Source organism: Kocuria arenosa, from assembly GCF_042879215.1.
GTDB lineage: Bacteria > Actinomycetota > Actinomycetes > Actinomycetales > Micrococcaceae > Kocuria > Kocuria arenosa.
Window position 1 is genome coordinate 156022 of record NZ_JBHZTA010000001.1, and the last position, 22596, is coordinate 178617.

General features: G+C 72.4%; 19 protein-coding genes and 2 riboswitches. Of the genes, 8 read left to right on the forward strand and 11 right to left on the reverse strand.

Translation table 11 applies throughout. The annotated features are described in order from the left end of the window. Positions 1–15: 15 nt before the first annotated feature. From ACFYE3_RS00755 to ACFYE3_RS00770, 4 genes are all read right to left on the reverse strand, one after another. The gene (locus ACFYE3_RS00755; protein ID WP_387605736.1) at positions 16–1680 is read right to left on the reverse strand and encodes a thiamine pyrophosphate-binding protein; all 1665 of its coding nucleotides are present in this window, start codon (positions 1678–1680) and stop codon (positions 16–18) included. A gap of 139 nt (positions 1681–1819) precedes the next feature. Next, on the reverse strand, positions 1820–3229 hold the full coding sequence (locus ACFYE3_RS00760; RefSeq protein WP_387605734.1) for an MFS transporter: 1410 nt from the start codon (positions 3227–3229) through the stop codon (positions 1820–1822). A gap of 323 nt (positions 3230–3552) precedes the next feature. Beyond that, positions 3553–4770: a cobalamin-independent methionine synthase II family protein gene (locus ACFYE3_RS00765; RefSeq protein ID WP_387605732.1), complete on the reverse strand. Its 1218-nt coding sequence runs from the start codon at positions 4768–4770 to the stop codon at positions 3553–3555. A 40-nt stretch (positions 4771–4810) separates the two neighbouring features. Next, positions 4811–6013 (reverse strand): cobalamin-independent methionine synthase II family protein, encoded by a 1203-nt coding sequence (locus ACFYE3_RS00770; protein ID WP_387605731.1) that lies wholly within the window; start codon positions 6011–6013, stop codon positions 4811–4813. A 13-nt stretch (positions 6014–6026) separates the two neighbouring features. After that, a riboswitch (SAM riboswitch) is annotated at positions 6027–6129 on the reverse strand. 171 nt (positions 6130–6300) lie between these two features. Between ACFYE3_RS00770 and ACFYE3_RS00775 the strand changes: the two genes are divergently transcribed. Next, on the forward strand, positions 6301–7056 hold the full coding sequence (locus ACFYE3_RS00775; protein ID WP_387605729.1) for a 3-hydroxybutyrate dehydrogenase: 756 nt from the start codon (positions 6301–6303) through the stop codon (positions 7054–7056). A 61-nt stretch (positions 7057–7117) separates the two neighbouring features. Here ACFYE3_RS00775 and ACFYE3_RS00780 read toward each other — a convergent pair whose 3' ends face one another. Continuing rightward, positions 7118–7894: an IclR family transcriptional regulator gene (locus ACFYE3_RS00780; RefSeq protein WP_387605727.1), complete on the reverse strand. Its 777-nt coding sequence runs from the start codon at positions 7892–7894 to the stop codon at positions 7118–7120. A 142-nt stretch (positions 7895–8036) separates the two neighbouring features. Between ACFYE3_RS00780 and ACFYE3_RS00785 the strand changes: the two genes are divergently transcribed. The 3 genes from ACFYE3_RS00785 to ACFYE3_RS00795 are packed head-to-tail and all read left to right on the forward strand — an operon-like array spanning position 8037 to position 10665. Beyond that, complete coding sequence (locus ACFYE3_RS00785) at positions 8037–8780, forward strand: CoA transferase subunit A (RefSeq protein WP_387605725.1); 744 nt, start codon at positions 8037–8039, stop codon at positions 8778–8780. After that, positions 8777–9478 (forward strand): CoA transferase subunit B, encoded by a 702-nt coding sequence (locus tag ACFYE3_RS00790; RefSeq protein ID WP_387605723.1) that lies wholly within the window; start codon positions 8777–8779, stop codon positions 9476–9478. The genes ACFYE3_RS00785 and ACFYE3_RS00790 overlap by 4 nt, the downstream gene beginning before the upstream one ends. After that, entirely contained in the window at positions 9475–10665 is a 1191-nt protein-coding gene (locus tag ACFYE3_RS00795) for an acetyl-CoA C-acetyltransferase (RefSeq protein WP_387605720.1), read from the forward strand. The genes ACFYE3_RS00790 and ACFYE3_RS00795 overlap by 4 nt, the downstream gene beginning before the upstream one ends. Positions 10666–10825: 160 nt before the next feature. On the opposite strand, the gene ACFYE3_RS00800 is transcribed toward ACFYE3_RS00795, so the two are convergent. The 4 genes from ACFYE3_RS00800 to ACFYE3_RS00815 form a co-directional block, all read right to left on the reverse strand. Continuing rightward, positions 10826–11428, reverse strand: coding sequence for a hypothetical protein (locus ACFYE3_RS00800; protein WP_387605718.1), 603 nt, complete (start codon positions 11426–11428; stop codon positions 10826–10828). A 38-nt stretch (positions 11429–11466) separates the two neighbouring features. After that, entirely contained in the window at positions 11467–12615 is a 1149-nt protein-coding gene (locus ACFYE3_RS00805; protein WP_387605715.1) for a zinc-dependent alcohol dehydrogenase, read from the reverse strand. 109 nt (positions 12616–12724) lie between these two features. After that, positions 12725–13018: a hypothetical protein gene (locus tag ACFYE3_RS00810; RefSeq protein WP_368820984.1), complete on the reverse strand. Its 294-nt coding sequence runs from the start codon at positions 13016–13018 to the stop codon at positions 12725–12727. Positions 13019–13317: 299 nt separating this feature from the next. Then, positions 13318–14844, reverse strand: a complete 1527-nt coding sequence (locus ACFYE3_RS00815) for a gluconokinase (protein WP_387605713.1) — start codon at positions 14842–14844, stop codon at positions 13318–13320. Positions 14845–15063: 219 nt separating this feature from the next. Between ACFYE3_RS00815 and ilvD the strand changes: the two genes are divergently transcribed. The 3 genes from ilvD (at position 15064) to ACFYE3_RS00830 (ending at position 19132) form a co-directional block, all read left to right on the forward strand. Continuing rightward, positions 15064–16896: a dihydroxy-acid dehydratase gene (gene ilvD, locus ACFYE3_RS00820; protein ID WP_387605710.1), complete on the forward strand. Its 1833-nt coding sequence runs from the start codon at positions 15064–15066 to the stop codon at positions 16894–16896. Between the two features lie 158 nt (positions 16897–17054). Then, positions 17055–18539 carry an alanine/glycine:cation symporter family protein gene (locus tag ACFYE3_RS00825; protein ID WP_387605707.1) on the forward strand — a complete coding sequence of 495 codons (1485 nt, stop codon included), beginning with the start codon at positions 17055–17057 and terminating at the stop codon, positions 18537–18539. Between the two features lie 71 nt (positions 18540–18610). Continuing rightward, a complete protein-coding gene (locus tag ACFYE3_RS00830) occupies positions 18611–19132 on the forward strand; it encodes an OsmC family protein (protein WP_387605704.1) in 522 nt (173 codons plus the stop codon). A 64-nt stretch (positions 19133–19196) separates the two neighbouring features. Here ACFYE3_RS00830 and ACFYE3_RS00835 read toward each other — a convergent pair whose 3' ends face one another. Next, on the reverse strand, positions 19197–19691 hold the full coding sequence (locus ACFYE3_RS00835; RefSeq protein WP_387605703.1) for a CoA-binding protein: 495 nt from the start codon (positions 19689–19691) through the stop codon (positions 19197–19199). Beyond that, the gene (locus tag ACFYE3_RS00840) at positions 19688–21130 is read right to left on the reverse strand and encodes an O-acetylhomoserine aminocarboxypropyltransferase/cysteine synthase family protein (protein ID WP_387605700.1); all 1443 of its coding nucleotides are present in this window, start codon (positions 21128–21130) and stop codon (positions 19688–19690) included. The genes ACFYE3_RS00835 and ACFYE3_RS00840 overlap by 4 nt, the downstream gene beginning before the upstream one ends. Positions 21131–21211: 81 nt before the next feature. After that, positions 21212–21310: riboswitch (SAM riboswitch) on the reverse strand. Between the two features lie 153 nt (positions 21311–21463). Between ACFYE3_RS00840 and ACFYE3_RS00845 the strand changes: the two genes are divergently transcribed. Then, positions 21464–22531 (forward strand): tartrate dehydrogenase, encoded by a 1068-nt coding sequence (locus ACFYE3_RS00845; protein ID WP_387605697.1) that lies wholly within the window; start codon positions 21464–21466, stop codon positions 22529–22531. Positions 22532–22596 lie beyond the last annotated feature (65 nt).

Consider the following 22596-nt stretch of genomic DNA (forward strand, 5'->3'; position numbering starts at 1 on the left):
GGGGCCTGCTGGGGGTCAGAGCCGGCGGCCGGCGGTGAGGGAGGCGCTCATGAACTCGGCGATCACCTTCTGGGAGATCGCGACGTCGAGGACGAACACGCCCTCCTCGTGGCCGGCCAGCCAGTCCGTGAGCACCTGCAGATCGGCCAGGGAATGGATCTTGGCCCCGTCCGCGCCCATCGCCCGGCCGATGGCGGCGAAGTCGACCTCGTCGATGAGCATCGCGGTGGGGTCCAGGCCCTTGGACGCGTACTGGTGCAGCTCGGCGCCGTAGGCGGAGTCGTTGAGCACCACGATCACCCCGCGCCGGGTGGCGCGCAGGAAGGTCTCGAGGTCGGCCAGGCCCATCAGCCCGCCGCCGTCGCCGGAGACGAACACGGTGGTGCGGTCGGGACGGGCCACGGAGACCCCGGCCGCGGAGCCGAAGCCCAGCCCGATGGACTGGAAGGCGGTGCCGACCAGGACCATGGCCTGCGGGTCGGGCACGGACAGGTACATCGGGGCCCAGCCGATGAAGTGGCCGCCGTCCATGACCACGGAGCGGTCGGCGGGGAGGATCGCCTCGAGGGCGGAGACGACGGCCCGGGGGTTGAGCCGGCCGTCGGGGCCGAACTCGGCCGGGTCCTCGACCGGGGCGGAGCCGCGGAAGGCGGCGGTGGCGACCTCGGGGGCGGCCGCCCGCCAGGTGTCCTCCGGGGCGGTGGCGGAGATCCGGCCGGTGAGGGCCTGGAGGAACGGTCCCAGGTCCGCGCGCACGTAGTCGGTGACCGGGGGCGTGAGGTCCTCGGGTTCGTTGTCGATGCGGATCACCTGGGTGCCGGGAGCGAAGAGGGTGCCGTAGCGCAGCTGGAAGGCGTTCAGCGAGGCCCCGGCGACCAGGACGACGTCGGCCTGCCGGGCCAGCTCCAGGCGGTGGGCGCGGGTGAAGCCGCCGGCGATGCCGAGGTCCCACGGGGAGTCGAAGACCCCGGTGGCCATCGCGGAGGTCATGAACAGCGCCCCGAGCCGGTCCCCGATCTCGGTGATCGGGGTCGTGGCCCCCGCCAGGAGCACCCCGCGTCCGGCGAGGACCAGCGGCCTGGCCGCGGTGCGCAGGATCCCGGCGATGCGGTCGAGGTCCTCGGTGGAGGCGGTGAACGTGGGCTTGACCGGCAGCGGGTCCAGGGGTGCCGGGGCGGTGAGGGGGGCGGTGGTGTGGTCGTAGGGGAGGGCCAGCACCACCGGCTGGACGGTCTGGGCGGCGAGGTCGAAGGCCCGGTGGGCGATCGCGGTGGCGTTGTCCGGGGCCGCGACCAGGGTGGTGACCCCGGCGGCGGCGGCCGCGGTGGTCTGGTCGATGTCGAAAGCCCGCCGCCCCGTGGTCGGGGCGTCGCCGACGACCAGGACCAGAGGGATCCGTGCCAGCCGGGCCTCGGCCAGGGCCGTGTAGGTGTTGGTGAACCCGGCCCCGTAGGTGGTCGTGGCGGCCCCGATCCGCCCGGTGGCCCGGTGGTAGGCGTCGGCCATGGCCACGGTGGCGGCCTCGTGCCGGGCGGAGGTGAAACCGAAGCCGCGGGAGGTCAGCGAGCTGATCAGGTGGGCGTTGCCGTTGCCCATCAGGCCGAACAGGTGGTCGGTGCGCTCGGCCAGCACATCGGCCACTGCCGTCGAGACGGTGGGGAGCAGGGGATCGGTGGTCATGGAGGAGTCCTTTCGGCGGGGCTCCGGTGGGAGTCCCGGGTGGGAGCGGGGTGTGCTCGGGGGCGGCCCGCACGAGCGGAGCCGCCCGCCCGCACCCGTGGGTGCCGGCGGGCGGCTCCGTCGTCGGCCGCAGCGACGCTCAGTCGCGCTGCTTCTCGGCGGCCTCGGAGGCCGCGAGGATCTCGGCGGCCTCCGGGTGCTCGGCGACGTAGTCCTCGTGCACCTCCTGGACGTGCAGGTCGATCTCCTGGATGTCCTTGGGGACGAGGGACACGGCGATGAAGGAGACGATCGCGATGCCGGCGATGTAGACGCCGATCGTCCAGGACATCCCCGTCTCGTTGAGCAGCAGCTGGGCGATCATCGGGGCGAACGCGCCGCCGATGATGGAGCCGAACGCGTAGCCGATCGAGACGCCGGAGTAGCGCACGCGGGCCGGGAACATCTCGGCGTAGAGCGCCGACTGCGGGCCGTAGGACGGGCCGAGGCCCACGGTGAGGATCACGATGGCCAGGGCGAACAGCGGCAGCGAGGCGGTGTCGAGCAGGAACCACATCGGCACGGCCCACAGGATGATGATGGCGTAGCCGATCTGGAAGGTGCGCACGCGCCCGATCTTGTCCGAGATCCAGCCGCCGAACATCGTGAAGACGAGCCAGCCCACGCCGCCGATCAGGGAGGCGATGAGGGTCTGCGAGCGCGGCATGCCCAGCACGTTGGAGCCGTAGGAGGCGAAGAACGCGATCACGAGGTAGCCGGCGGCGTTGTTGGCGGCGAAGATCAGGGCCGCGAGGGTGACCGGCTTCTTGTGGTGCTTGAACAGCTGGCCCAGGGGAGCGGAGGACTCCTTCTTGCGCAGCTGCATCTCCTTGAAGACCGGGGACTCGTCGACGGTCTTGCGGATGAGGTAGCCGACCACGATCAGCACCACGGAGGAGAGGAACGGGATGCGCCAGCCCCACGCCTGGAAGTCCTCGGGGGACATCATCGAGGTGAGGGCGAACATGAAGGACGTGGCGAGCAGCATGCCCAGCGGCACGCCGATCTGCGGGTAGGCGCCGAAGAGGCCGCGCTTGTTGCGCGGGGCGTGTTCGACGGACATCAGGGCCGCCCCGCCCCACTCGCCGCCGGCCGAGAAGCCCTGCATGACGCGCAGGACCACCAGGAAGATGGGGGCCCAGATGCCGATCGTGGCGTAGGTGGGGAGCATGCCGATCAGCATCGTCGCGGCCCCCATGCCCACGAGGGTGAGGACCAGGACGATCTTGCGGCCGTACTTGTCGCCGAGGTGGCCGGCGACCACCGCGCCGAGGGGCCGGAAGAGGAAGCTGATGCCCAGGGAGGCCCACGCCACCACCTGGGCCAGGCCGGCGTTCTCCTCGGACAGCGGCGCGAAGTACAGCGGGGCCAGGACGAAGGCCGCCGCCTGGGCGTAGATGAAGAAGTCGTACCACTCGATGGTGGTGCCCACGAGGGTGCCGACGAGGACCTTGCGCTCCTCGCGCGAGATCTCGTGCCGCCCGGCCGGGGCGGATGAAGTGTGCGCCATGTGCTCTCCAGTGGAATCGGGGACGGCGACGTCCTCGGCGGCCGAACGGATCATGACCGAACGTTCGGTAGTTCAGGGGAATACTACGGGGAGAAGTGATGCCTGTCACCCTCCGGGCGGAATGATCGAACCGTGTATCACGAATGTGACACGGACCACCCCCAGGGGGTCCGGGGGCGGCCACGCCCGGGCCGCGCGGCCCGCACCTGTGCCGCCCTCGCCCGGCCGGAACGCCGCCCTTCCCCGGCCGGAACGCGGCCGGGCCCGGCCCTCCGAGGAGGACCGGGCCCGGCGGCGCGGCGGGGGCGTGCGGGAGCGGCGGCTCAGCGGTAGAGCCGCTCCGAGGCCAGGCGCGCGCCCGCCACGAGGGACTCGAGCTTGGCCCACGCGATCTGCGGGTGCAGGCGCCCGCCCAGTCCGCAGTCGGTCGAGGCGACGACGTTCTCGCGGCCCACCACGGAGGCGAACTGCTCGATCCGGTCCGCGACGAGCTCGGGGTGCTCCACGACGTTCGTCGAGTGCGAGACCACCCCGGGGATGATGACGCGGCCCTCGGGCAGCTCGTGGTCCCGCCACACCTTCCACTCGTGGGCGTGCCGGGCCGAGGCGCCCTCGAAGGTGTAGCCGCCGGCGTTGATGGTCAGCATCAGGTCCACGAGGTGCTTCAGCTCGAGGTCGGTGGTGTGCGGGCCGTGCCAGGAGCCCCAGCACAGGTGGAAGCGGACCTGCTCCTCCGGGATCCCGCGCAGCGCGTGGTTGAGGGCCTCGACGCGCAGCCGCGTGAACGCCAGGTAGTCCTCGACCGTGGGCTCGGGGTTGATCTGGTCCCAGGACTCCGCGATGGACGGGTCGTCGATCTGCACGGTCAGCCCGGCGTCCGTGATCGCCAGGTACTCCTCGCGCATCGCGTCGGCGCAGGCGTAGACGAGCTCCTCGTCGGTCCGGTAGTACTCGTTGGTCACGCGCGCCGCGGAGCCGGGGGAGAGGGCGGCGACGAATCCGGTCTCCGCCCCGGTGGCCGCCATGGCGGCCCGGAGGTTGCGGACGTCCGAGGCCACCGCCTCCTGGCCGGTGTAGGTCAGCGGTCCGGTGATCTTGGGCTGTTTGGTCGAGGAGCGTCCGGTGAGGATGCCCGACGCCGGGTCCTCGTACGCCTCCCGGAAGCGCTCGCGGTCCCGGCGGTCCGGGAAGCTCGTGAGCACGATGTGGCCGGGCGAGGAGCGCTTCTTCTCCGTGGACGCCCACCGGTCCTCGTCGGAGGGGGTGAGGCCGCCGAGGCGGGAGAAGGAGTAGTTCCACCACGCGCCGTAGTCGACCGCGCTGGACATCGTGTGCCCGTACTCGCCGTCGTTGACGACGTCCACGCCGATCTCGCGCTGCCGGCGGACCACGTCCTCGACGCCCACGGCGAGCTCGTCGGTGAGCTGCTCGAAGGTGGTGGCGCCGTCGGCGTGCCGCTGGTTGGCCTCGAGCAGGCGCGGGGTGCGCGGCAGGGAGCCCACGTGGGTGGTCTGCACGTGATCGGTGTTCTGCATGGTCATGCGTGTCCTCCTGGGGATCTGCGGGAAGGTCGGGGGCCGGTCAGGACCACAGCCGGCGGGAGGCGAGCTCGGCCCCGCGGGCGAGGGTCTCGAGCTTGGCCTCGGCGATCTGCGGGTGGATCCGCCCGCCCAGGCCGCAGTCGGTCGAGGCGATGACGTTCTCGCGGCCCACCTGGCGGGCGAAGCGCTCGATCCGGTCGGCCACGAGCTCGGGGTGCTCCACGACGTTGGTGGCGTGGGAGACGATCCCCGGGATGATGACCTTGCCCTCGGGCAGCTCGTGGTCCTGCCAGACCTTCCACTCGTGCTCGTGCCGGGCGTTGGCGGCCTCGAAGCTGTAGCCGCCGGCCCTGATGGAGAGCATGAGCTCCACCAGGTGCTCGAACCCGAGGTCCGTGGTGTGCGGACCGTGCCAGGAGCCCCAGCACAGGTGGAAGCGGACCTGCTCCTCCGGGATGCCCTCGAGGGCGTAGTTGAGGGCCTCGACCCGCTTGCGCGTGAACGCCAGGTAGTCCTCCACGCTGGGCTCGGGGTTGACCTGGTCCCAGTTCTCCGCGATGGACGGGTCGTCGATCTGCACGATCAGCCCGGCGTCCGTGATCGCCCGGTACTCCTCGCGCATGACCTCGGCGCACGCGGTGAGCACCTCGTCCTCGTCCGCGTAGTGGGTGTTCTCCAGCCGGGCGCACGAGCCCGGGGACAGCGCGGCGAGATAGCCCTCGCTCGCGCCCGTGGCCTCCAGGCCCGCCCTGAGGTTGCGGATGTCGGCCTCCAGCGCCGCGTGGCCCGTGTACTCCAGCTTCCCCGTGATCTTCGGGAACGGCGCCTGCTTGCCCGTGGTGATGCCCGAGGCAGGATCCATGTACGCCTCGTGGAAGATCCGGCGGTCCCGGCGGTCCCCGAAGCTCGTCAGCACCACCCGGCCGGGGGAGGAGCGCTGCGGCTCCTGCTCCCACAGGTCCACCTCGCCGGGGGTGAGGCCCGAGATCCGGGCGAAGATGTAGTGCCACCAGGCGCCGTAGTCGACCTCCGCGGCCATGACGTGGCCGTACTCGCCGTCGTTGACCACGTCGATCCCGAGCTCGTCCTGCCGGCGGACCACGTCGACCACGGAGTCCTGCAGGAGCCGGTCGTACTCGGCCTCCGGGACACCGCCCTTCACCCGGTTCGCCTCGAGCAGCGCCGGGGTCCGGGGGAGGGACCCGGCGTGGGTCGTGCGGATGCGGTCGGCACTGTGCAGCATGGGGCGTACGTCCTTTCCATCGGTCCTGGCGGTAGCACCGGAGGCGGGACGGGGAACCGTCGCCCGGGTTGCTGCGGCGTCGTCGAGCCAGATCTCTCGGCCGCTCTGGATGGTGACCTCCCCATCCAAGCGCACCGGCGGGCGCCGCGCCATTCGGTGCCCGCGTGACGGGCATGACGGATTGTGACACGCGCGGTCCTGCTCGCCGTCGTGGTCCGGATCACATACCGTGACGGTGAGCGGTGCCCCGGACCCGGCGGGCACCGCGGACGGAAGGAAGGATCCCCATGTTCCAGGACAACGGCCTCGAGGGGCGCACCGCGCTTGTGACGGGCGGAGCGAGCGGCATCGGCCTGGCGGCCGCCCGAGCCCTCTCCGGCGCGCACGCCCACGTGGTGGTGGCCGACGTCGACGAGGCCGGCGCGCAGCGCGTCGCCGGCGAGCTCGGCGGGCGGGCCTGGGCCGTGGACCTGCTCGACACCGGGGCGCTCGCCGAGCTGAGCCTGGAGGTCGACGTGCTGGTCAACAACGCCGGCATCCAGAAGGTGTCCCCCCTGCAGGAGTTCGATCCCGCGGACTTCCACCGCATCCTCGTGCTGATGCTCGAGAGCCCGTTCCTGCTGGTGCGCGCGGCGCTGCCCCACATGTACGAGAAGGGCTGGGGGCGCGTCATCAACGTCTCCTCCGTGCACGGGCTGCGGGCGTCCCCCTACAAGAGCGCCTACGTCTCGGCGAAGCACGGTCTCGAGGGGCTCTCCAAGACCATCGCGGTGGAGGGCGCGGCCCACGGGGTGACCAGCAACTGCATCAACCCCGGCTACGTGCGCACCCCGCTCGTCGAGAAGCAGATCGCCGACCAGGCGAAGGTGCACGGCATCCCCGAGTCCGAGGTGGTGGAGCGGATCATGCTCGGCGAGACGCCGATCAAGAAGCTCGTGGACCCGGAGGACGTCGGCAGCCTCGTCGCGTGGCTGGCCGGGCCGCACGCATCCATGGTCACCGGGGCGTCCTACACGATGGACGGCGGCTGGACCGCGCGCTGAGCCCCGTCCCCGCGCCGGTGGCGTGCCTCGTCCGGGCCGTCCGGCGCCGGCCCGGGGCCGCTCAGCGGTGGCCCAGCTCCCGGGAGAGCCGGTGGGCCTCCGTGAGCAGGGCCCGCCCCAGGGGCTGCCGGCGCTCGCCGGTGAACCGTGGCTCGATGCCCGTGAGGCTCAGCGCGTAGACCGGCGCGCCCGTCGCGTCGAAGACTGCCGCGGCCATGCCCCAGCTGCCCTCGACGATCAGCCCCGGGTTCACCGCGAAGCCCTCCCGCCGCACGTCCGCGAGCAGCTCCCGGACCCGCTCGGGCGTGTGCAGGGGACCCCACTCGGCCCGGGCCCCGGCCGTGGCCGCGAGGACCCGGTCCACCTCCGCGTCCGGGAGGTGGGCCAGGATCGCCAGCCCCGCCGAGGCCACGCCGAGCGGGAGCCGCAGCCCCTCGTAGAGGACGTGGGAGCGGATGGGGAAGGCGCCCTCCACGCGCGCCAGGCAGACGGTCTCCAGCCCGCGGCGGACGGAGAGGAAGGCGCTCTCGCCGGTGGCCTCCGCGAGCCGGCGCAGCGAGGGCCCGGCCAGTTCCCGGATCGGGTAGCGGTGGGCGGCCACCGCGCCCAGCACGTACAGCTCCGGGCCCAGCTGCCAGGCCCCGGTGCCGGCATCGCGGTCCACGAGACCCTCCTCGGCGAGTCCCGTGAGCAGCCGGTGCACGGTGGGGCGGGTCAGCCCGGTCTCGGCCGCGAGCTCGGCGACCGTGCTGCCCTCCTCCCGCCCGGCGACGGCCCGCAGCAGCTGCCCCACCCGGTGGACCACCTGGGTGCCCGCGCTCGTCCGCTCCTGTGCCATGACTCCACTATATGGACAGTCGGGGCACGAATGGCCGGATGCTGAGGATATCTACCGTCATTCCGGGAGAGCTGTTGACCGGTATGTGGAGGCTCCCTAGATTGAGTGCTGAGTCACCGTCGCACGAGAGGGAGGGACAAAGGTGTCCAAGGTCAGAGACAACGCTGTGGAGCTGCTGGCGGAGAGCCTGCGGGACGGCATGACGCTCGCCGTGGGCGGGTTCGGGCTGAGCGGGATCCCCCGGGATCTCATCGACGCGGTGCGGGACTCCGGGGCCACGGGCCTGACGGTGGTCTCCAACAACATGGGCGTGGACGGCAAGGGCCTCGGGGTGCTGCTCGAGAACCGCCAGGTGCGGAAGGTCCTCGCCTCCTACGTGGGCGAGAACAAGCGGTTCGCCCAGCAGTACCTGGACGGCGAGCTCGAGGTCGAGTTCAATCCGCAGGGCACCCTCGCCGAGCGGCTCCGGGCCGGCGGCGCGGGCATCCCCGCCTTCTACACGAAGACCGGCGTGGGCACCCTCGTGGCCGAGGGCAAGCCGCACGCCGAGTTCGACGGCGAGACCTACGTGCAGGAGCGCGGCATCGTCGCCGACATCGCCCTGGTCCACGCCCACACCGGGGACGCCGACGGCAACCTCGTCTACCGCTACACCGCGCGCAACTTCAACCCGATCGTCGCGACCGCGGGGAAGGTCACCTTCGCCGAGGTCGAGCACCTCGTGCCGGTCGGCGAGATCCACCCCGACCACATCGTGACCCCCGGCGTCTACGTCCAGCACGTCGTGCAGTACAGCGGTGCGCCCAAGGACATCGAGCAGCGCACCGTCCGTCCCCGGCCCGCCATGGCCGGGCAGTCCTCCCAGCAGAACGGAGACCAGGCATGAGCTGGACCCGCGACGAGATGGCGGCCATCGCCGCCGTCGAACTCTCCGACGGCGACTACGTCAACCTCGGCATCGGCATCCCCACCCTCGTGGCCAACAACCTCCCCGAGGGCGTCAACGTGGTGCTGCAGTCCGAGAACGGCGTGCTCGGCATGGGCCCGTTCCCCTACGAGGGCGACGAGGACCCCGACCTCATCAACGCCGGCAAGCAGACCATCACGCTGCTGCCCGGGGCCTCCATCTTCGACTCCGCCACCTCCTTCGGGATGATCCGCGGCGGCCACGTCAAGATCGCGATCCTCGGCGCCATGCAGGTCTCCGGCACCGGCGACCTCGCCAACTGGATGATCCCCGGCAAGATGGTCAAGGGGATGGGCGGCGCCATGGACCTGGTGGCCGGCACCCCGCGCGTCGTCGTGCTGACCGAGCACGTGACCAAGGACGGCTCCGCCAAGATCAGGACCGAGTGCGACCTCCCGCTCACCGGGGTGCGCGTCGTCGACCGCATCGTCACGGACCTGTGCGTGTTCGACGTCGAGGACGGCGGGCTCGTGCTGCGCAGTCTCGCCCCCGGCGTCACCGAGGACGAGATCCGCGAGAAGACCGAGGCGTCCTTCCGCACCGACCTGCAGGACGTCACCCCCGACACCGTCCCCACCGAGACCGCCGCCCCCGGCGGCGCTGAGGAGAACCGATGAGCACCGCCACCGACGTCGTCGTCCTGTCCGGCGCCCGCACGCCCCAGGGCAAGATCCTGGGCCACCTGGCGTCCTTCACCGCGGCCGAGCTGGGCGCCCACGCCATCCGGGCCGCGCTCGAGCGCGGCGGGATCGCCCCCGAGCAGGTGGACTACGTGGTCATGGGCCACGTCCTGCAGGCCGGCGCCGGGCAGAACCCCGCCCGGCAGGCGGCCGTCACCGCGGGCATCCCCCTGAGCGTGCCCGCCGAGACCGTCAACAAGGTCTGCCTCTCCGGGCTCGTGGCCATCACCAACGCCGCCCGCATGATCCGCGCGGGCGAGGCCGAGATCGTCGTGGCCGGCGGCCAGGAGTCCATGACCAACACCCCGCACCTCGCGACGGGGGTGCGGCAGGGCAAGAGCTACGGCGACCTCAAGCTCGAGGACGCCGTGGCCAAGGACGGTCTGGTCGACGTCGCCGCGTGCGTGTCCATGGGCTCGCTCACCGAGTCCGGCAACGGCGAGCGCTCGATCTCCCGCGAGGAGCAGGACCAGGTCGCGGCCCAGAGCCACCAGCGCGCGGCCCGCGCCACGGAGGACGGCGTCTTCCGCGACGAGATCGCCCCCGTGACCGTCCCGCAGCGCAAGGGCGACCCGCTGGTCGTCGACACCGACCAGGGCGTCCGGCCGGAGTCCACGGCGGAGTCGATGGCGAAGCTGCGCCCGGCCTTCGCGAAGGACGGCACCATCACGGCCGGCAACTCCTCGCCGCTGTCGGACGGCGCGGCCGCCGTGGTGCTGACCAGCCGGGAGTACGCCGAGCGCCACGGCCTCGAGTACCTGGCCGTGGTCGGGGCCCCCGGCCAGGTGGCCGGCCCCGACACCTCGCTGCACTCCCAGCCCTCCCGGGCGATCGAGGCCGCCGTCGAGAAGGCCGGCTGGTCCGTGCAGGACCTCGACTTCATCGAGATCAACGAGGCGTTCGCGTCCGTGCTGATCCAGTCGCTGCGGGACCTCGACTACCCGTGGGAGAAGGCCAACATCCACGGCGGCGCCGTGGCCGTCGGCCACCCGATCGGCGCCTCCGGGGCGCGCCTGGCGCTGCACGCGGCGTTCGAGCTCTCCCGCCGCGGGTCCGGGAGGGCCGCGGTGTCCCTGTGCGGCGGCGGCGGCCAGGGCGAGGCGCTGCTGCTCTACCGCGACTGACCCCCGTCCCGCGCCTCGACCCCGGGACAGCCCCAGCGCGGTGGCCGGCCCCACCGGGCCGCCGGTGCCCGCCCGGACGTGGTGCCGGCCGTGGTGCTCGTGGTCCCGGGCCCGGTGTTCGGGGCGACCCTGCTGCGCGTCGGCGCGGGCTGAGCCGGCGTCAGCCGCGGCGCCGGGCCAGGGCCCGCCCCGCGGCGACCGCGGCGCCGCCGGCCAGGACCCAGGGCCCGGCGACGACGACCGGGTCCAGCCACGTGTGCGAGAGGTCGGCGCGCGTCGACCCGAGCCGCGAGGAGACGCCGTGCCGGGAGAACTCGCTGAGCACCCCGGTCTCGGTGACCGGGTTGTCCGGGCGCGGGCTCGCGAAGGAGACGAGGTGGCTCTCCCAGACGTCGACCCGGTCGGCCGCCAGCAGGATCAGCCAGTGCGCGGCCCGGGCCTCGCTGTACCTGCGGTAGGCGTGCCGGCGCAGCACCCCGGAGAGACCCTTCGGCGGGCAGGAGGTGCCGAAGACGGGCGTGAGCCCGGCGTGCTCGACCGACCGCTCCCGCGGCCGCTTCTCCTCCTGGCGCTCGGGGACGTCCCAGTGGGCACCGGTCGCACCCGGGTCGTAGCGCAGCTTCGGCACGGACGGGCGGTCGGCAGGATCCAGGTCCGCGCCCCAGCCGGGGATGCGGGCCCGCAGCGCCTCGCGGTCGACGGAGCGCACCGGTTCGCCGGCGGTGTACGGGGTGTGCTGGGAGACATCGGGGGTGTTCGTCATGGTGCTACCTTCCGGATCGGCCCCGCGGCCCTGCCGCCTCAGGAGGCGGTGGGCACGACGAGCGGCTTGATGCAGCCGTCCAGCTTGGACGAGAAGATGTGGTACCCCTCGGCGATGTGCTCCAGGGGGATGCGGTGGGTCACGAGGTCGCTGGGGGTGAGGTAGCCGTTGCGGATGTGCTCGAACAGCCGCGGCCACTGTCGCTTCACGGGGCACTGGTTCATCCGCAGGGTCAGCCCCTTGTTGAGCGCGTCGCCGAACTTCACGGCGCTGAACATCGGCCCGTAGGCCCCCATCACCGAGACGGTCCCGCCCTTGCGCACGGAGTCGATCGCCCAGTTCAGCGCGATTGGGGACCCGCCCTGCAGCTTGAGCTTGGCCGCGGTCACGTGCTGGACGAAGCTGCCGTCCGCCTCGGCTCCGACGGCGTCGATGACGACGTCCGCGCCCAGGTGGTCGGTGGTCCTCTTCATCTCCACCACGATGTCGTCGTGCTCGGCGAAGTTGAACGTCTCGGCGTGGGCGAACTCCCGGGCCTTCTCGAGCCGGTACTCCAGGTGGTCGATCACGATCACCCGGCCGGCGCCCATCAGCCAGGCGGACTTCGCGGCGTACAGCCCCACGGGGCCGGCACCGAGGACGACGACGGTGTCGCCCTCGACGATGTCGCCGAGCTGCGCCCCGAAGTAGCCGGTGGCGAGGGCGTCGGTGCACAGCACCGCGTCCTCGTCGGTCATCCACTCCGGGATCGGGGAGGGCCCCACGTCGGCGAACGGGACGCGCACGTACTCGGCCTGACCTCCGTCATAGCCCCCGCAGGTGTGGGAGTAGCCGTAGATCCCGCCCACCGCCGTGGCGTTGGGGTTCACATTGTGGCAGTTGGAGTACAGCCCCCGGGCGCAGAACCAGCAGGACCCGCAGTACACGTTGAACGGCACCATGACGCGGTCGCCGGGCGCCAGGTTCCGCACCGACGGGCCGACCTCATGCACCACGCCGACGAACTCGTGCCCGAAGGTCGTCCCGACCCGGGTGTCCGGCATCATCCCGTGGTAGAGGTGCAGGTCGGATCCGCAGATCGCCGCGAGCGTGACCCGCACGATCGCGTCGTTGGGATGCTCGATCCCCGGGATGTCCTTCTCCTCCACGCGCACCTTGTACGGCCCGCGGTACACCATCGCCTTCATCCGACCCGTCCTGATTCATCAGTGGACTTCCGATGTGGCTCAGCGTCCCACCGGGCGGGTGGGGGGTCAACCCTTCCGCCGGGTCGGACGGTACCGGGGCGCCGTCCTCTCAGGCGGTGCGCTCCGGGACGCCGTGGTCGGTCCCCCGGCGCAGGAGGTCGGCGCTCGTGGGGACGCGCGGGTGGTACCGGCGGTCGAGCAGGGTGTTGGCCGCCCACGTCAGCAGGTCCCGCTCACGGACCGGCAGGTCCAGGCACTGGTGCAGGTACGCCCCGACCTCGAGCTCGTCGGCGGTCCCGCCGAGGCTGAGGTAGCGGACCCACAGCCGGCGGTGTCCGATCGACGCCCGCTCGAGCGCCTGGTGCAGTCTGACGGCCTGTTCCCGGCCCGGGGAGTCGTCCATCGTGGTTCCTTCCGTGCTGCTGTGCGGGGGTGCGTGGGGCCGGGTGCCCGAGCACCGGACGGGGGCGTGCATCCGCACCCACGGGCTCCACGGTAGGAAAGCGGCCGCGCCGGAGCGACAGTATTAGCGGAGGTACACCATTGTGTCCGAGTGTGAGGAAACGCCCGGCTCGCACCCAGGCGACGCCGAGACCGCGCAGGCGCATGGACACCCTGGCCCGCTTCGCCGAACGCACCACCTCTGCCCGAGGAGCCGGGAGGAATCGCCGGATCTCGGGCAGAGGTGGTGCGCTCGGCGGCTCAGGAGCCGACGACCCCCTCGTAGAGCTCCTCGAAGCGGGCGCGGACGGCGCGGTAGTGCTCCGCGTGCCCGGGCACCGGCTCGTGCTCCTGCCCGTGGGGCGGCCGGGCCCGCTCCACGTCGGGGGCGAGGGTCTCGAGCGCCAGCAGGGCGGTGCCGCGCAGGGTGGCGCGCTTGAACTCGGCCCGCGCCACGGGCTTGCCGAGGGCGTCGGCGAGCAGCTGCAGCAGCTCCGGCACGTCCTGCGACGCGCTGCCGGAGGCCACCACGCGGTCCACGCCGCCGGCGGCGTCCTCGAGCTGCTCGGCCACCCGGGCGTAGGAGACCGCGACGCCCTCGAGCACCCCGCGGGCGAGGTCGGCCCCGGTGCTCGAGGCGGAGACGCCGGCGAGCACCGCCCGGGCGCCACCGGCCCAGCCCGTCGAGCGCTCGCCCGTGAAGAACGGCAGGACCACGGGCGTGGAGCCGGCCACGTCCGCGGCGGCGACGTCCGTGAGCGTCGTGCCCTCCGGCAGGACCACCGTGCGTCCGAGCCAGTCGAGCGCACGGCCGACGTCGTTGAGGGCCCCGCCCAGCAGGCACCGCTGCGCGTCGATGCGGTAGCACCACAGCCCGGTCGGCACTCGATCCGGGATCCGGTGCAGCAGCACGCGGGCGGCCCCCGACGTGGCGGTGGAGACGACCATCGTCGAGGCGTCGGTGCCGCCGGTGCCGAGGTTGGCGCTCAGCCCGTCGGCCACCGGCGCGAACCAGGCCGCGCCCTGGAGGGACGGCCAGCGCTCGGTCACGGAGGCCGCGACGTCCGGGATCGGCTCGTGCGGATCGGCGAGGGGGTTGAAGTGCTCGGCGTCCAGTCCGCAGGCCAGGAGCAGGGGCTCGTCCCACCGGCCCGTGCGGCGGTCCAGCATCCCGGTCCACGCGGCCGTGGCGGTCCCGGCGCGCGCGGTGCCCAGCAGGCGCAGGTGCACGTACTCGCCCAGGGACATCCACTGCCGGGCCCGCTCCCACGCCTCCGGGTCCGTCTCCCGGAGCCACCGCAGCCGCGGGGCCAGGTACGAGGTGTGCAGGCGGGCGCCGGTGCGCTGCAGGGCGGCGGGCTCGTCGAGCTCCTGGCGCAGCCCGGCGAGCTGCTCGGCGCACCGCGAGTCGGCGTAGGTGAAGCACGTGGTGACCGCTTCGTCGTCGGCCCCGACGCCCACCAGCGAGGACGCGAAGGTGTCCAGGGCGACGCCCGCCACCCGGCCGGCCAGCGCGGGGTCGGCCAGGACGAGGTCGAGGACCGCCGTGAGCTCGTCCGTCACCTGGTCGGGGTCGATCACGGAGGTCCCGTCGGCCGCGGTGGTGAACCCGTGCTCGATCTTGTGCCGGTAGCCCCGCACCGGGGTCCCCGTGGCGTCGTGCAGACTGCCCCTGCTGCCCGTGGAGCCGACGTCGAGGGCCATCACCAGCGGGTCGACGGCGTCCTGCAGGTCCACGCTGAACGCGGCGCCGTCGTCCGGCCGCGGGGGCGTCGGGTGGTGGCTCATGGTCGGCTCCTCCTGTGGGCTGCGCGGCTGGCCCCAGTGTAGGAGGCGGCACGATGTCGTCCGGTCACATCGTGAGACGCGAGTCCGCCCATCAGGACGTTGCGGTCGAGAAGCGTAGTCTGGACGGCGGACCGTCGACGGCCGGCCCGGGCGCTCCACGGCCCGTGCGCCGCCCGTCCCACCACCGGACACCCTCGACCAAGGAGACGCAGCTCCGCCATGCCCCACCTCCGCTCCCGCACCTCGACCCACGGCCGCAACATGGCCGGCGCCCGCGCCCTGTGGCGCGCCACCGGCATGGGCGACGACGACTTCGGGAAGCCGATCGTCGCGATCGCGAACTCCTACACGCAGTTCGTGCCGGGCCACGTGCACCTCAAGGACATGGGCGACCTCGTGGCCTCCGCGGTCAAGGAAGCGGGGGGTGTGGCCAAGGAGTTCAACACCATCGCGGTCGACGACGGCATCGCGATGGGCCACGACGGCATGCTGTACTCCCTGCCCTCCCGCGACATCATCGCGGACTCCGTGGAGTACATGGTCAACGCCCACCGGGCCGACGCCCTGGTCTGCATCTCCAACTGCGACAAGATCACCCCGGGCATGCTGCTGGCCGCGCTGCGGCTGAACATCCCGGTGGTCTTCGTCTCCGGCGGGCCCATGGAGTCCGGCGAGGCCGTCGAGGGCGTCGTGGAGCACCGCCTGGACCTCGTGGACGCGATGTCCATGGCCGTCGACGAGTCCATCACCGACGAGCAGCTGGGCCAGATCGAGCGCAACGCCTGCCCCACCTGCGGGTCCTGCTCGGGCATGTTCACCGCCAACTCCATGAACTGCCTCACCGAGGCCCTCGGGCTGTCCCTGCCCGGCAACGGCACCACGCTGGCCACCCAGGTGGCCCGCAAGGAGCTCTTCCTCGAGGCCGGGCGCCGGGTGGTGGACCTGTGCTGCCGGTACTACGAGCAGGACGACGAGTCCGTGCTCCCGCGCAACATCGCCACGAAGGCGGCGTTCGAGAACGCCATGGCCCTGGACATCGCCATGGGCGGGTCCACCAACACGATCCTGCACATCCTCGCCGCCGCCCAGGAGGGCGAGGTGGACTTCACCCTCCCGGACATCGACGCCCTGTCCCGCCGGGTGCCCTGCCTGTGCAAGGTCGCGCCGAACTCCACGCGGTTCCACATCGAGCATGTGCACCGTGCCGGTGGCATCCCCGCGATCCTCGGCGAGCTGCGCCGCGCGGGCCTGCTCAACGAGGACGTGCACACGGTGCACGCCCCCGACCTGGCCACCTGGCTGGACGAGTGGGACGTCCGCAGCGGCCGGGCCTCGGAGCGCGCCCGGACCCTCTTCCACGCCGCGCCCGGCGGCGTGCGCACCACGCAGGCGTTCTCCACGGCCAACACGTTCGAGTCCCTCGACCTCGACGGCGAGGACGGCTGCATCCGCTCCGTGGAGCACGCCTACACGCAGGACGGCGGCCTGGCGATCCTCTACGGCAACATCGCCGAGGACGGGGCGGTCATCAAGACCGCCGGCATCGAGGAGGAGCTGTTCCACTTCGTCGGCAAGGCGTTCGTGGTCGAGTCCCAGGACGAGGCCGTCTTCGAGATCCTGTCCAAGAACGTGCAGCCCGGCGACATCGTGGTCATCACCCACGAGGGCCCCAAGGGCGGTCCGGGCATGCAGGAGATGCTCTACCCGACCTCCTACCTGAAGGGCCTCGGCCTCGGCCGGGAGTGCGCGCTGATCACCGACGGCCGCTTCTCCGGCGGCACCTCCGGCCTCTCGATCGGGCACATCTCCCCGGAGGCCGCCGCCGGGGGCGCGGTGGGCCTCATCGAGACCGGCGACGAGATCGAGATCGACGTCGCCCGGCGCGTGCTGCGCGTGAACGTGGACGACGCCGTCCTGGCCGCCCGCCGGCAGGCCAGGGGCCCGGCCCCCTGGTACCCCACGAAGCCGCGCGAGCGCCAGGTCTCCAAGGCCCTGCGCGCCTACGCGTCGATGGTCACCTCCGCGGACAAGGGCGCCGTGCGCGTGATCTGACCCGGTCCGTCCGTTCCTCGGGGGTCGCGGCGGGGGACGAGACACGAGTCACGTCCACTAGAGTTCCGTCGGGGCGCGCAACCGCTGCGCCCGGTCGTTCACGCGGGCCCCGCAGACCCCACGCCGGGGACCCGCGTCCGTCACAGTTCGGAGCTGCAATGGAACTCGTCACCGATCTCGTGGGCACCCTCGGCGGCTGGGTGTGGAACGTGGTCTTCGCCATCCTCATCGGGGTCGGCCTCTACCTGACCGTCCGCACCGGCGTGGTGCAGCTGCGGCTGGTCCCGGAGATGTTCCGGGTGCTGGGCGACAAGCCCGGCCTCGCCGAGGACGGCAAGAAGGGCATCTCCGCGTTCCGGGCCTTCACCGTCTCCGCCGCGTCCCGCGTGGGCACCGGCAACATCGCCGGCGTCGCGATCGCCATCAGCCTGGGCGGTCCGGGCGCCGTGTTCTGGATGTGGGTGATCGCCGGCATCGGCGCGGCCAGCGCGTTCACGGAGTCCCTGCTGGGCCAGCTCTACAAGATCAAGGCCCCCACCGGCTACGTGGGCGGGCCCGCCTACTACATGGAGCGCGGCCTCGGCGCGCGCTGGATGGGCCTGCTCTTCGCCGTCGTCATCACCCTCACCTACGGGTTCGTGTTCAACTCCGTGCAGTCCAACTCGATCGTGGACGCGCTGGGCGGCTCCCTCGGCATCGACATCGCCGCGGCGGAGGCCCTGTGGTTCCGGATCCTGGTCGGCGCCGTGCTCGTGGGACTGACCGCCGCGATCATCTTCGGCGGCATCCGCCGGATCTCCGCGGTCTCCGAGATCGTCGTCCCGATCATGGCGGTGCTCTACATCGGGCTGGGCCTGCTCGTGGTCGTCCTGAACCTCGGCGAGGTCCCCGCCGTGCTCGGCCAGATCCTTGAGGGGGCCTTCGGCATCCGCGAGTTCGTCACCGGCGGGCTGATCGGCGTCATCATCCAGGGCATGAAGCGCGGTCTGTTCTCCAACGAGGCCGGCATGGGATCGGCCCCCAACGCCGGTGCCACCGCGTCCGTGTCCCACCCGGCGAAGCAGGGCTTCCTGCAGGCGCTCGGCGTGTACTTCGACACCTGGCTGATCTGCTCGATCACCGCGTTCATCGTGCTCCTCTCCGACCCCGAGTTCGGCGGCCGGGAGGGCGCGTCCCTGACCCAGTCCGCGCTGGCCCTGCAACTGGGCAACTGGGCGGTGCACTTCCTGACGGTGGCGATCTTCCTGTTCGCGTTCACGTCCGTGATCGGCAACTACTACTACGGCGAGTCCAACATCCGCTTCCTCACGGGCTCGCCCGCGGCGATGACCGCCTACCGCGTGCTCGTGCTGGTGTTCGTCTTCGGCGGCGCCGTGCTGGCCTTGGACCTGGTCTGGTCCCTGGCCGACCTGTTCATGGCGGTCATGGCCACCATCAACCTGGTGGCCCTGGTGCTGCTCGCCGGCGTGGCCGTCCGGGTGCTCAGGAACTACGAGGCCCAGCGCAAGCAGGGTGTCGAGCCGATCTTCCACAGCGGCGACGTCCCGGGCCTGTCCGGGCTCGGCGCGTGGGACGGCACCGACGTGGTGACCACCCGCGCCTACTGGGACGACCTGGCGCAGAAGCCGGCGAAGACCCGCTGACCGGCCCGGAGCAGCCGGCCGGGGCCGGGGTCGCGTGGCGGCCCCGGCCCCGGCCGTTCTACAGTGAGGCCATGGAATCTCGCACGGACATCGACGCCTCGGCCCTGCGGCAGCTGCAGGCCCCCCTCAAGGAACGCTACCGGGAGCACCCCGAGGAGGCCCGCACGCCCCTGGAGTCCCACGGCGATTTCCGCGACCCGGGGCTCACCTGCACCGCCGACACGTGGGCCGGGCCCGTCCGGGCCGGCCTGCACGCCGCCACCGGCGGTGACGGCAGCGACGCCTGCTCCGGGGACATGCTCCTCGACGCGCTCGCGGCCTGCGCGGGCGTGACCCTGCGCAGCGTCGCCACGGCGATGGGCGTGACGATCCGGTCCGCCGACCTGCGCGCGGAGGGCGTGTTCGACGCCCGGGGCACGCTGGGCCTGGACCGCTCCGTGGCCGTGGGGGTCCAGGACGTCGTCCTCACCGTCCGCCTCGACACCGACGCCGACGACGCCACCCTCCAGCGGCTGGCCAAGTCGACGGAGCGCTACTGCGTGGTCAGCCAGAGCCTGAACACGGACGTGCAGTTCGTCGTCGAGCGCATGTAGCGACCGGCCCGTCGCAGGACGCGAACGGCTCCGCAGGCCCCAGGGCGTGCGGAGCCGTTCGCGTTCAGGCCAGGACCTGCCGCTTCGACGAGACGACCCCGGTGTTGAAGCCGGCGAGGTGGAGCCCGCCGTGGAAGCGGGCGTGCTCGATCTTCACGCAGCGGTCCATGACCACGTCGAGCCCGCCCTCCTCGGCGATCCGGGCGGCCTCCTCGTGCCAGGAGCCCAGCTGCAGCCACAGGGTCTTCGCCCCGACGGCCACGGCGTCGCGGGCCACGCCGGGGAGGTCGTCGTGGCGCCGGAACGCGTCGACGAGGTCGGGCGTCTCCGGCAGCTCCGCGAGGGACGGATAGACGGGCCGGCCCATGATCTCCTGCAGCACGGGGTTGACGAAGTACACCCGGTACGGCGAGGAGGACAGCAGGTAGGTCGAGACGAAGTAGGAGGCGCGGGACGGCTTGTCGGACGCACCCACGATGGCGATCGACTCGGTGCCGTGCAGGATGTTCAGCCGCTCGGGCGCGCTCGGCCCCGTCCACGTGCGGGTCTCGGCGCTCATCGGAGCGCTCCTTCGGTCGTGACGCCGGCGGCGACGTCGGTCGTGACGTCGGTCGTGACGTCCGAGGTGGCGTCGGTCGTGACGTCGGCGGTGCCACCGCCCGGGGCGCCGGCCGCGAGGCCGGGCGTCTCCCGGGGCAGGCCGGTGGCGGCGGCAAGGGCCTGGTCCAGGTCCCAGAGGATGTCCTCGACGTCCTCGAGGCCCACCGACAGGCGGATGAGGTCCTCGCGCACCCCGGCCTGGAGCAGCTGCTCGGCGCTCAGCTGCTGGTGGGTGGTCGAGGCCGGGTGCAGGACGAGGGTGCGGGCATCGCCGATGTTGGCGAGGTGGCTGGCCAGCTGCAGGTTCTCGATGAAGCGGGCGCCGACCTCCCGCCCCCCGAGCCGGTCCGTGGGGGAGACCCCGAACGCGAACACGGCGCCCGGGCCGAGGGGCAGGTACTTCCGGGCCCGCTCGTGGTGGGGGTGGCTCGGCAGCCCGGCCCAGTTGACGTAGGAGACGCGCGGGTCCTCCTCGAGCCACCGCGCGACAGCCTGCGCGTTGGCCAGGTGCGCGTCCATGCGCTGCGGCAGCGTCTCCACGCCCTGGAGCAGGTTCCAGGCGGACTGGGGCGCCAGGGCAGGGCCGATGTCCCGCAGCTGCTCGGTGCGCAGCCGGGTCAGGAACCCGTACTCCCCGAAGTTCCCCCACCAGGTGACGTCGTTGTACGTCGGCACCGGCTCCGTCATGGACGGGAAGTTGCCGTTCGCCCAGTCGAAACGGCCGGACTCGACCACGACGCCGCCCAGCGTGGTGCCGTGCCCGCCCAGGAACTTGGTGGCCGAGTGGATGACGATGTCCGCCCCGTGCTCGATCGGGCGGACCAGGTACGGCGGGGTCATGGTCGAGTCGACGACCAGCGGCACGCCGGCCTCGTGCGCGACCGCCGCCAGGCCCTCCAGGTCCGCGACGTCGCCGGAGGGATTGGCCACGACCTCCGTGTAGACGGCCTTGGTGCCCGGGCGCACCGCTGCCCGGTAGTCGGCGGGGTCGGTGCCGGGGACGAACGTGGTCTCGATCCCGAAACGGCGGAGGGTGACGTCCAGCTGGGTGACCGTTCCCCCGTAGAGCTGGGCGGAGGCCACGATGTGGTCGCCGGCCTGGGCGAGCGCGGCGAACACGAGGAACTCGGCGGACATGCCGGAGGCGGTGGCCACGGCGCCGATGCCGCCCTCGAGGGACGCGATGCGCTCCTCGAACGCCGCGACGGTCGGGTTGCCGATGCGGGAGTAGATGTTGCCGTACTTCTGCAGGGCGAACAGGTTGGCGGCGTCGTCGGCGTCCTTGAAGACGAACGAGGTGGTCTGGTAGATCGGGACCGCGCGGGCGCCGTGCTCGGCGTCAGGGGTGCCCCCGGCGTGCAGGGCGCGGGTGCGGAACCCGAACTGGTGGTCGGCCATGGGAAGAACTCCTCGTGCGAGTGGTGCCGCTGGTCGTTCCCGGGCGTCAGGAGGGTCCCGGCGGGGGTGCCGGGGCGCGGTGCTCCATCGGTCCTGGCGGTAGCACCGTGCGGTCTGCGACGTCGACCACGGTTGCTGCGGCGTCGTCGATCCAGGTCTCTCGGCCGCTCGGGATGGCTGCCACCCATTGTGCTGCCCCGGGCCGCCCCGTGCCAACCGGGGGTCACGAGCCGGCGGTGCGCCGACGCCGGACGGGGAGGCCGGCCGCTATGCTCTGCGCCATGCGCGGAAGGCACCCGTCTTTCCTGCGCCCACGACGCTGCGGAGGACCTCATGACGAAGACACGGCACTACACGATCGACGTGATCGCCGGCGACGGCATCGGCCAGGAGGTCATGCCGTCCGCGCTGCGCTGCGTCGACGCGCTGGCGCAGGCGCACGGCTTCGCCGTGGACTGGCGCGAGCGGGGCTGGGGGTCCGACCACTACCGGGCCCACTCCCGGATGATGCCCGTCGACGGCATCGAGCAGCTCGCCTCCGGTGACGGCGTCCTGCTCGGGGCGGTGGGCGCCCCGGACATCCCCGACGACGTGACCCTGTGGGGCCTGCTGATCCCGATCCGCCGTGAGTTCCACCAGTACGTCAACCTCCGGCCGATCCGGATCCTGCCCGGCGTCACCTCCCCCCTGCGCGGGCTCGACGAGCTGGACCTCGTCGTCGTCCGCGAGAACATCGAGGGCGAGTACTCCGAGGTCGGTGGCCGGCTCTACCGCGGCCGGCCCGAGGAGATGGCCGTCCAGGAGTCCGTGTTCACCCGCGCCGGCGTCACCCGGATCGCCCGCTACGCCGCCGAGCTGGCCCAGCGCCGCTCGGGCCGGCTGGTCTCGGCCACGAAGTCCAACGGCATCATCCACACCATGCCGTTCTGGGACGAGGTCGTGGAGGCCACGGTCTCCGAGTACCCGGGGGTGACGGTCGAGAAGGTCCTCATCGACGCGCTGGCCGCCCGGATCGTCCTCAAGCCGCGGAGCATCGACGTGATCGTCGCCTCCAACCTCTTCGGCGACATCCTCTCCGACCTCGCCGCCGGGGCCGCCGGCTCGATCGGTGTCGCCCCCAGCGCGAACCTGAACCCGGAGAAGACCCACCCCTCCATGTTCGAGCCGGTGCACGGCTCCGCCCCTGACATCGCGGGACAGGGCATCGCCAATCCCGTGGGCACGATGTGGGCGGCCGCCATGATGCTGGACCACCTGGGGGAGGCCGGGGCGGCCCGGCACCTCGAGTCCGCCTTCGAGGAGGCCATGGCCGACGGCACCCTGACAGGGGACCTCGGCGGGACGGCGAGCACCGAGCAGTTCACGCAGGCCGTGCTGGCCCGGTGCACCGCCGCCCCGTGACGTAGGCCGGCGGCACGCCCCGGGGGCCCGTGGACGCCACGGACCCCCGGGGCGGGGCGGGGACC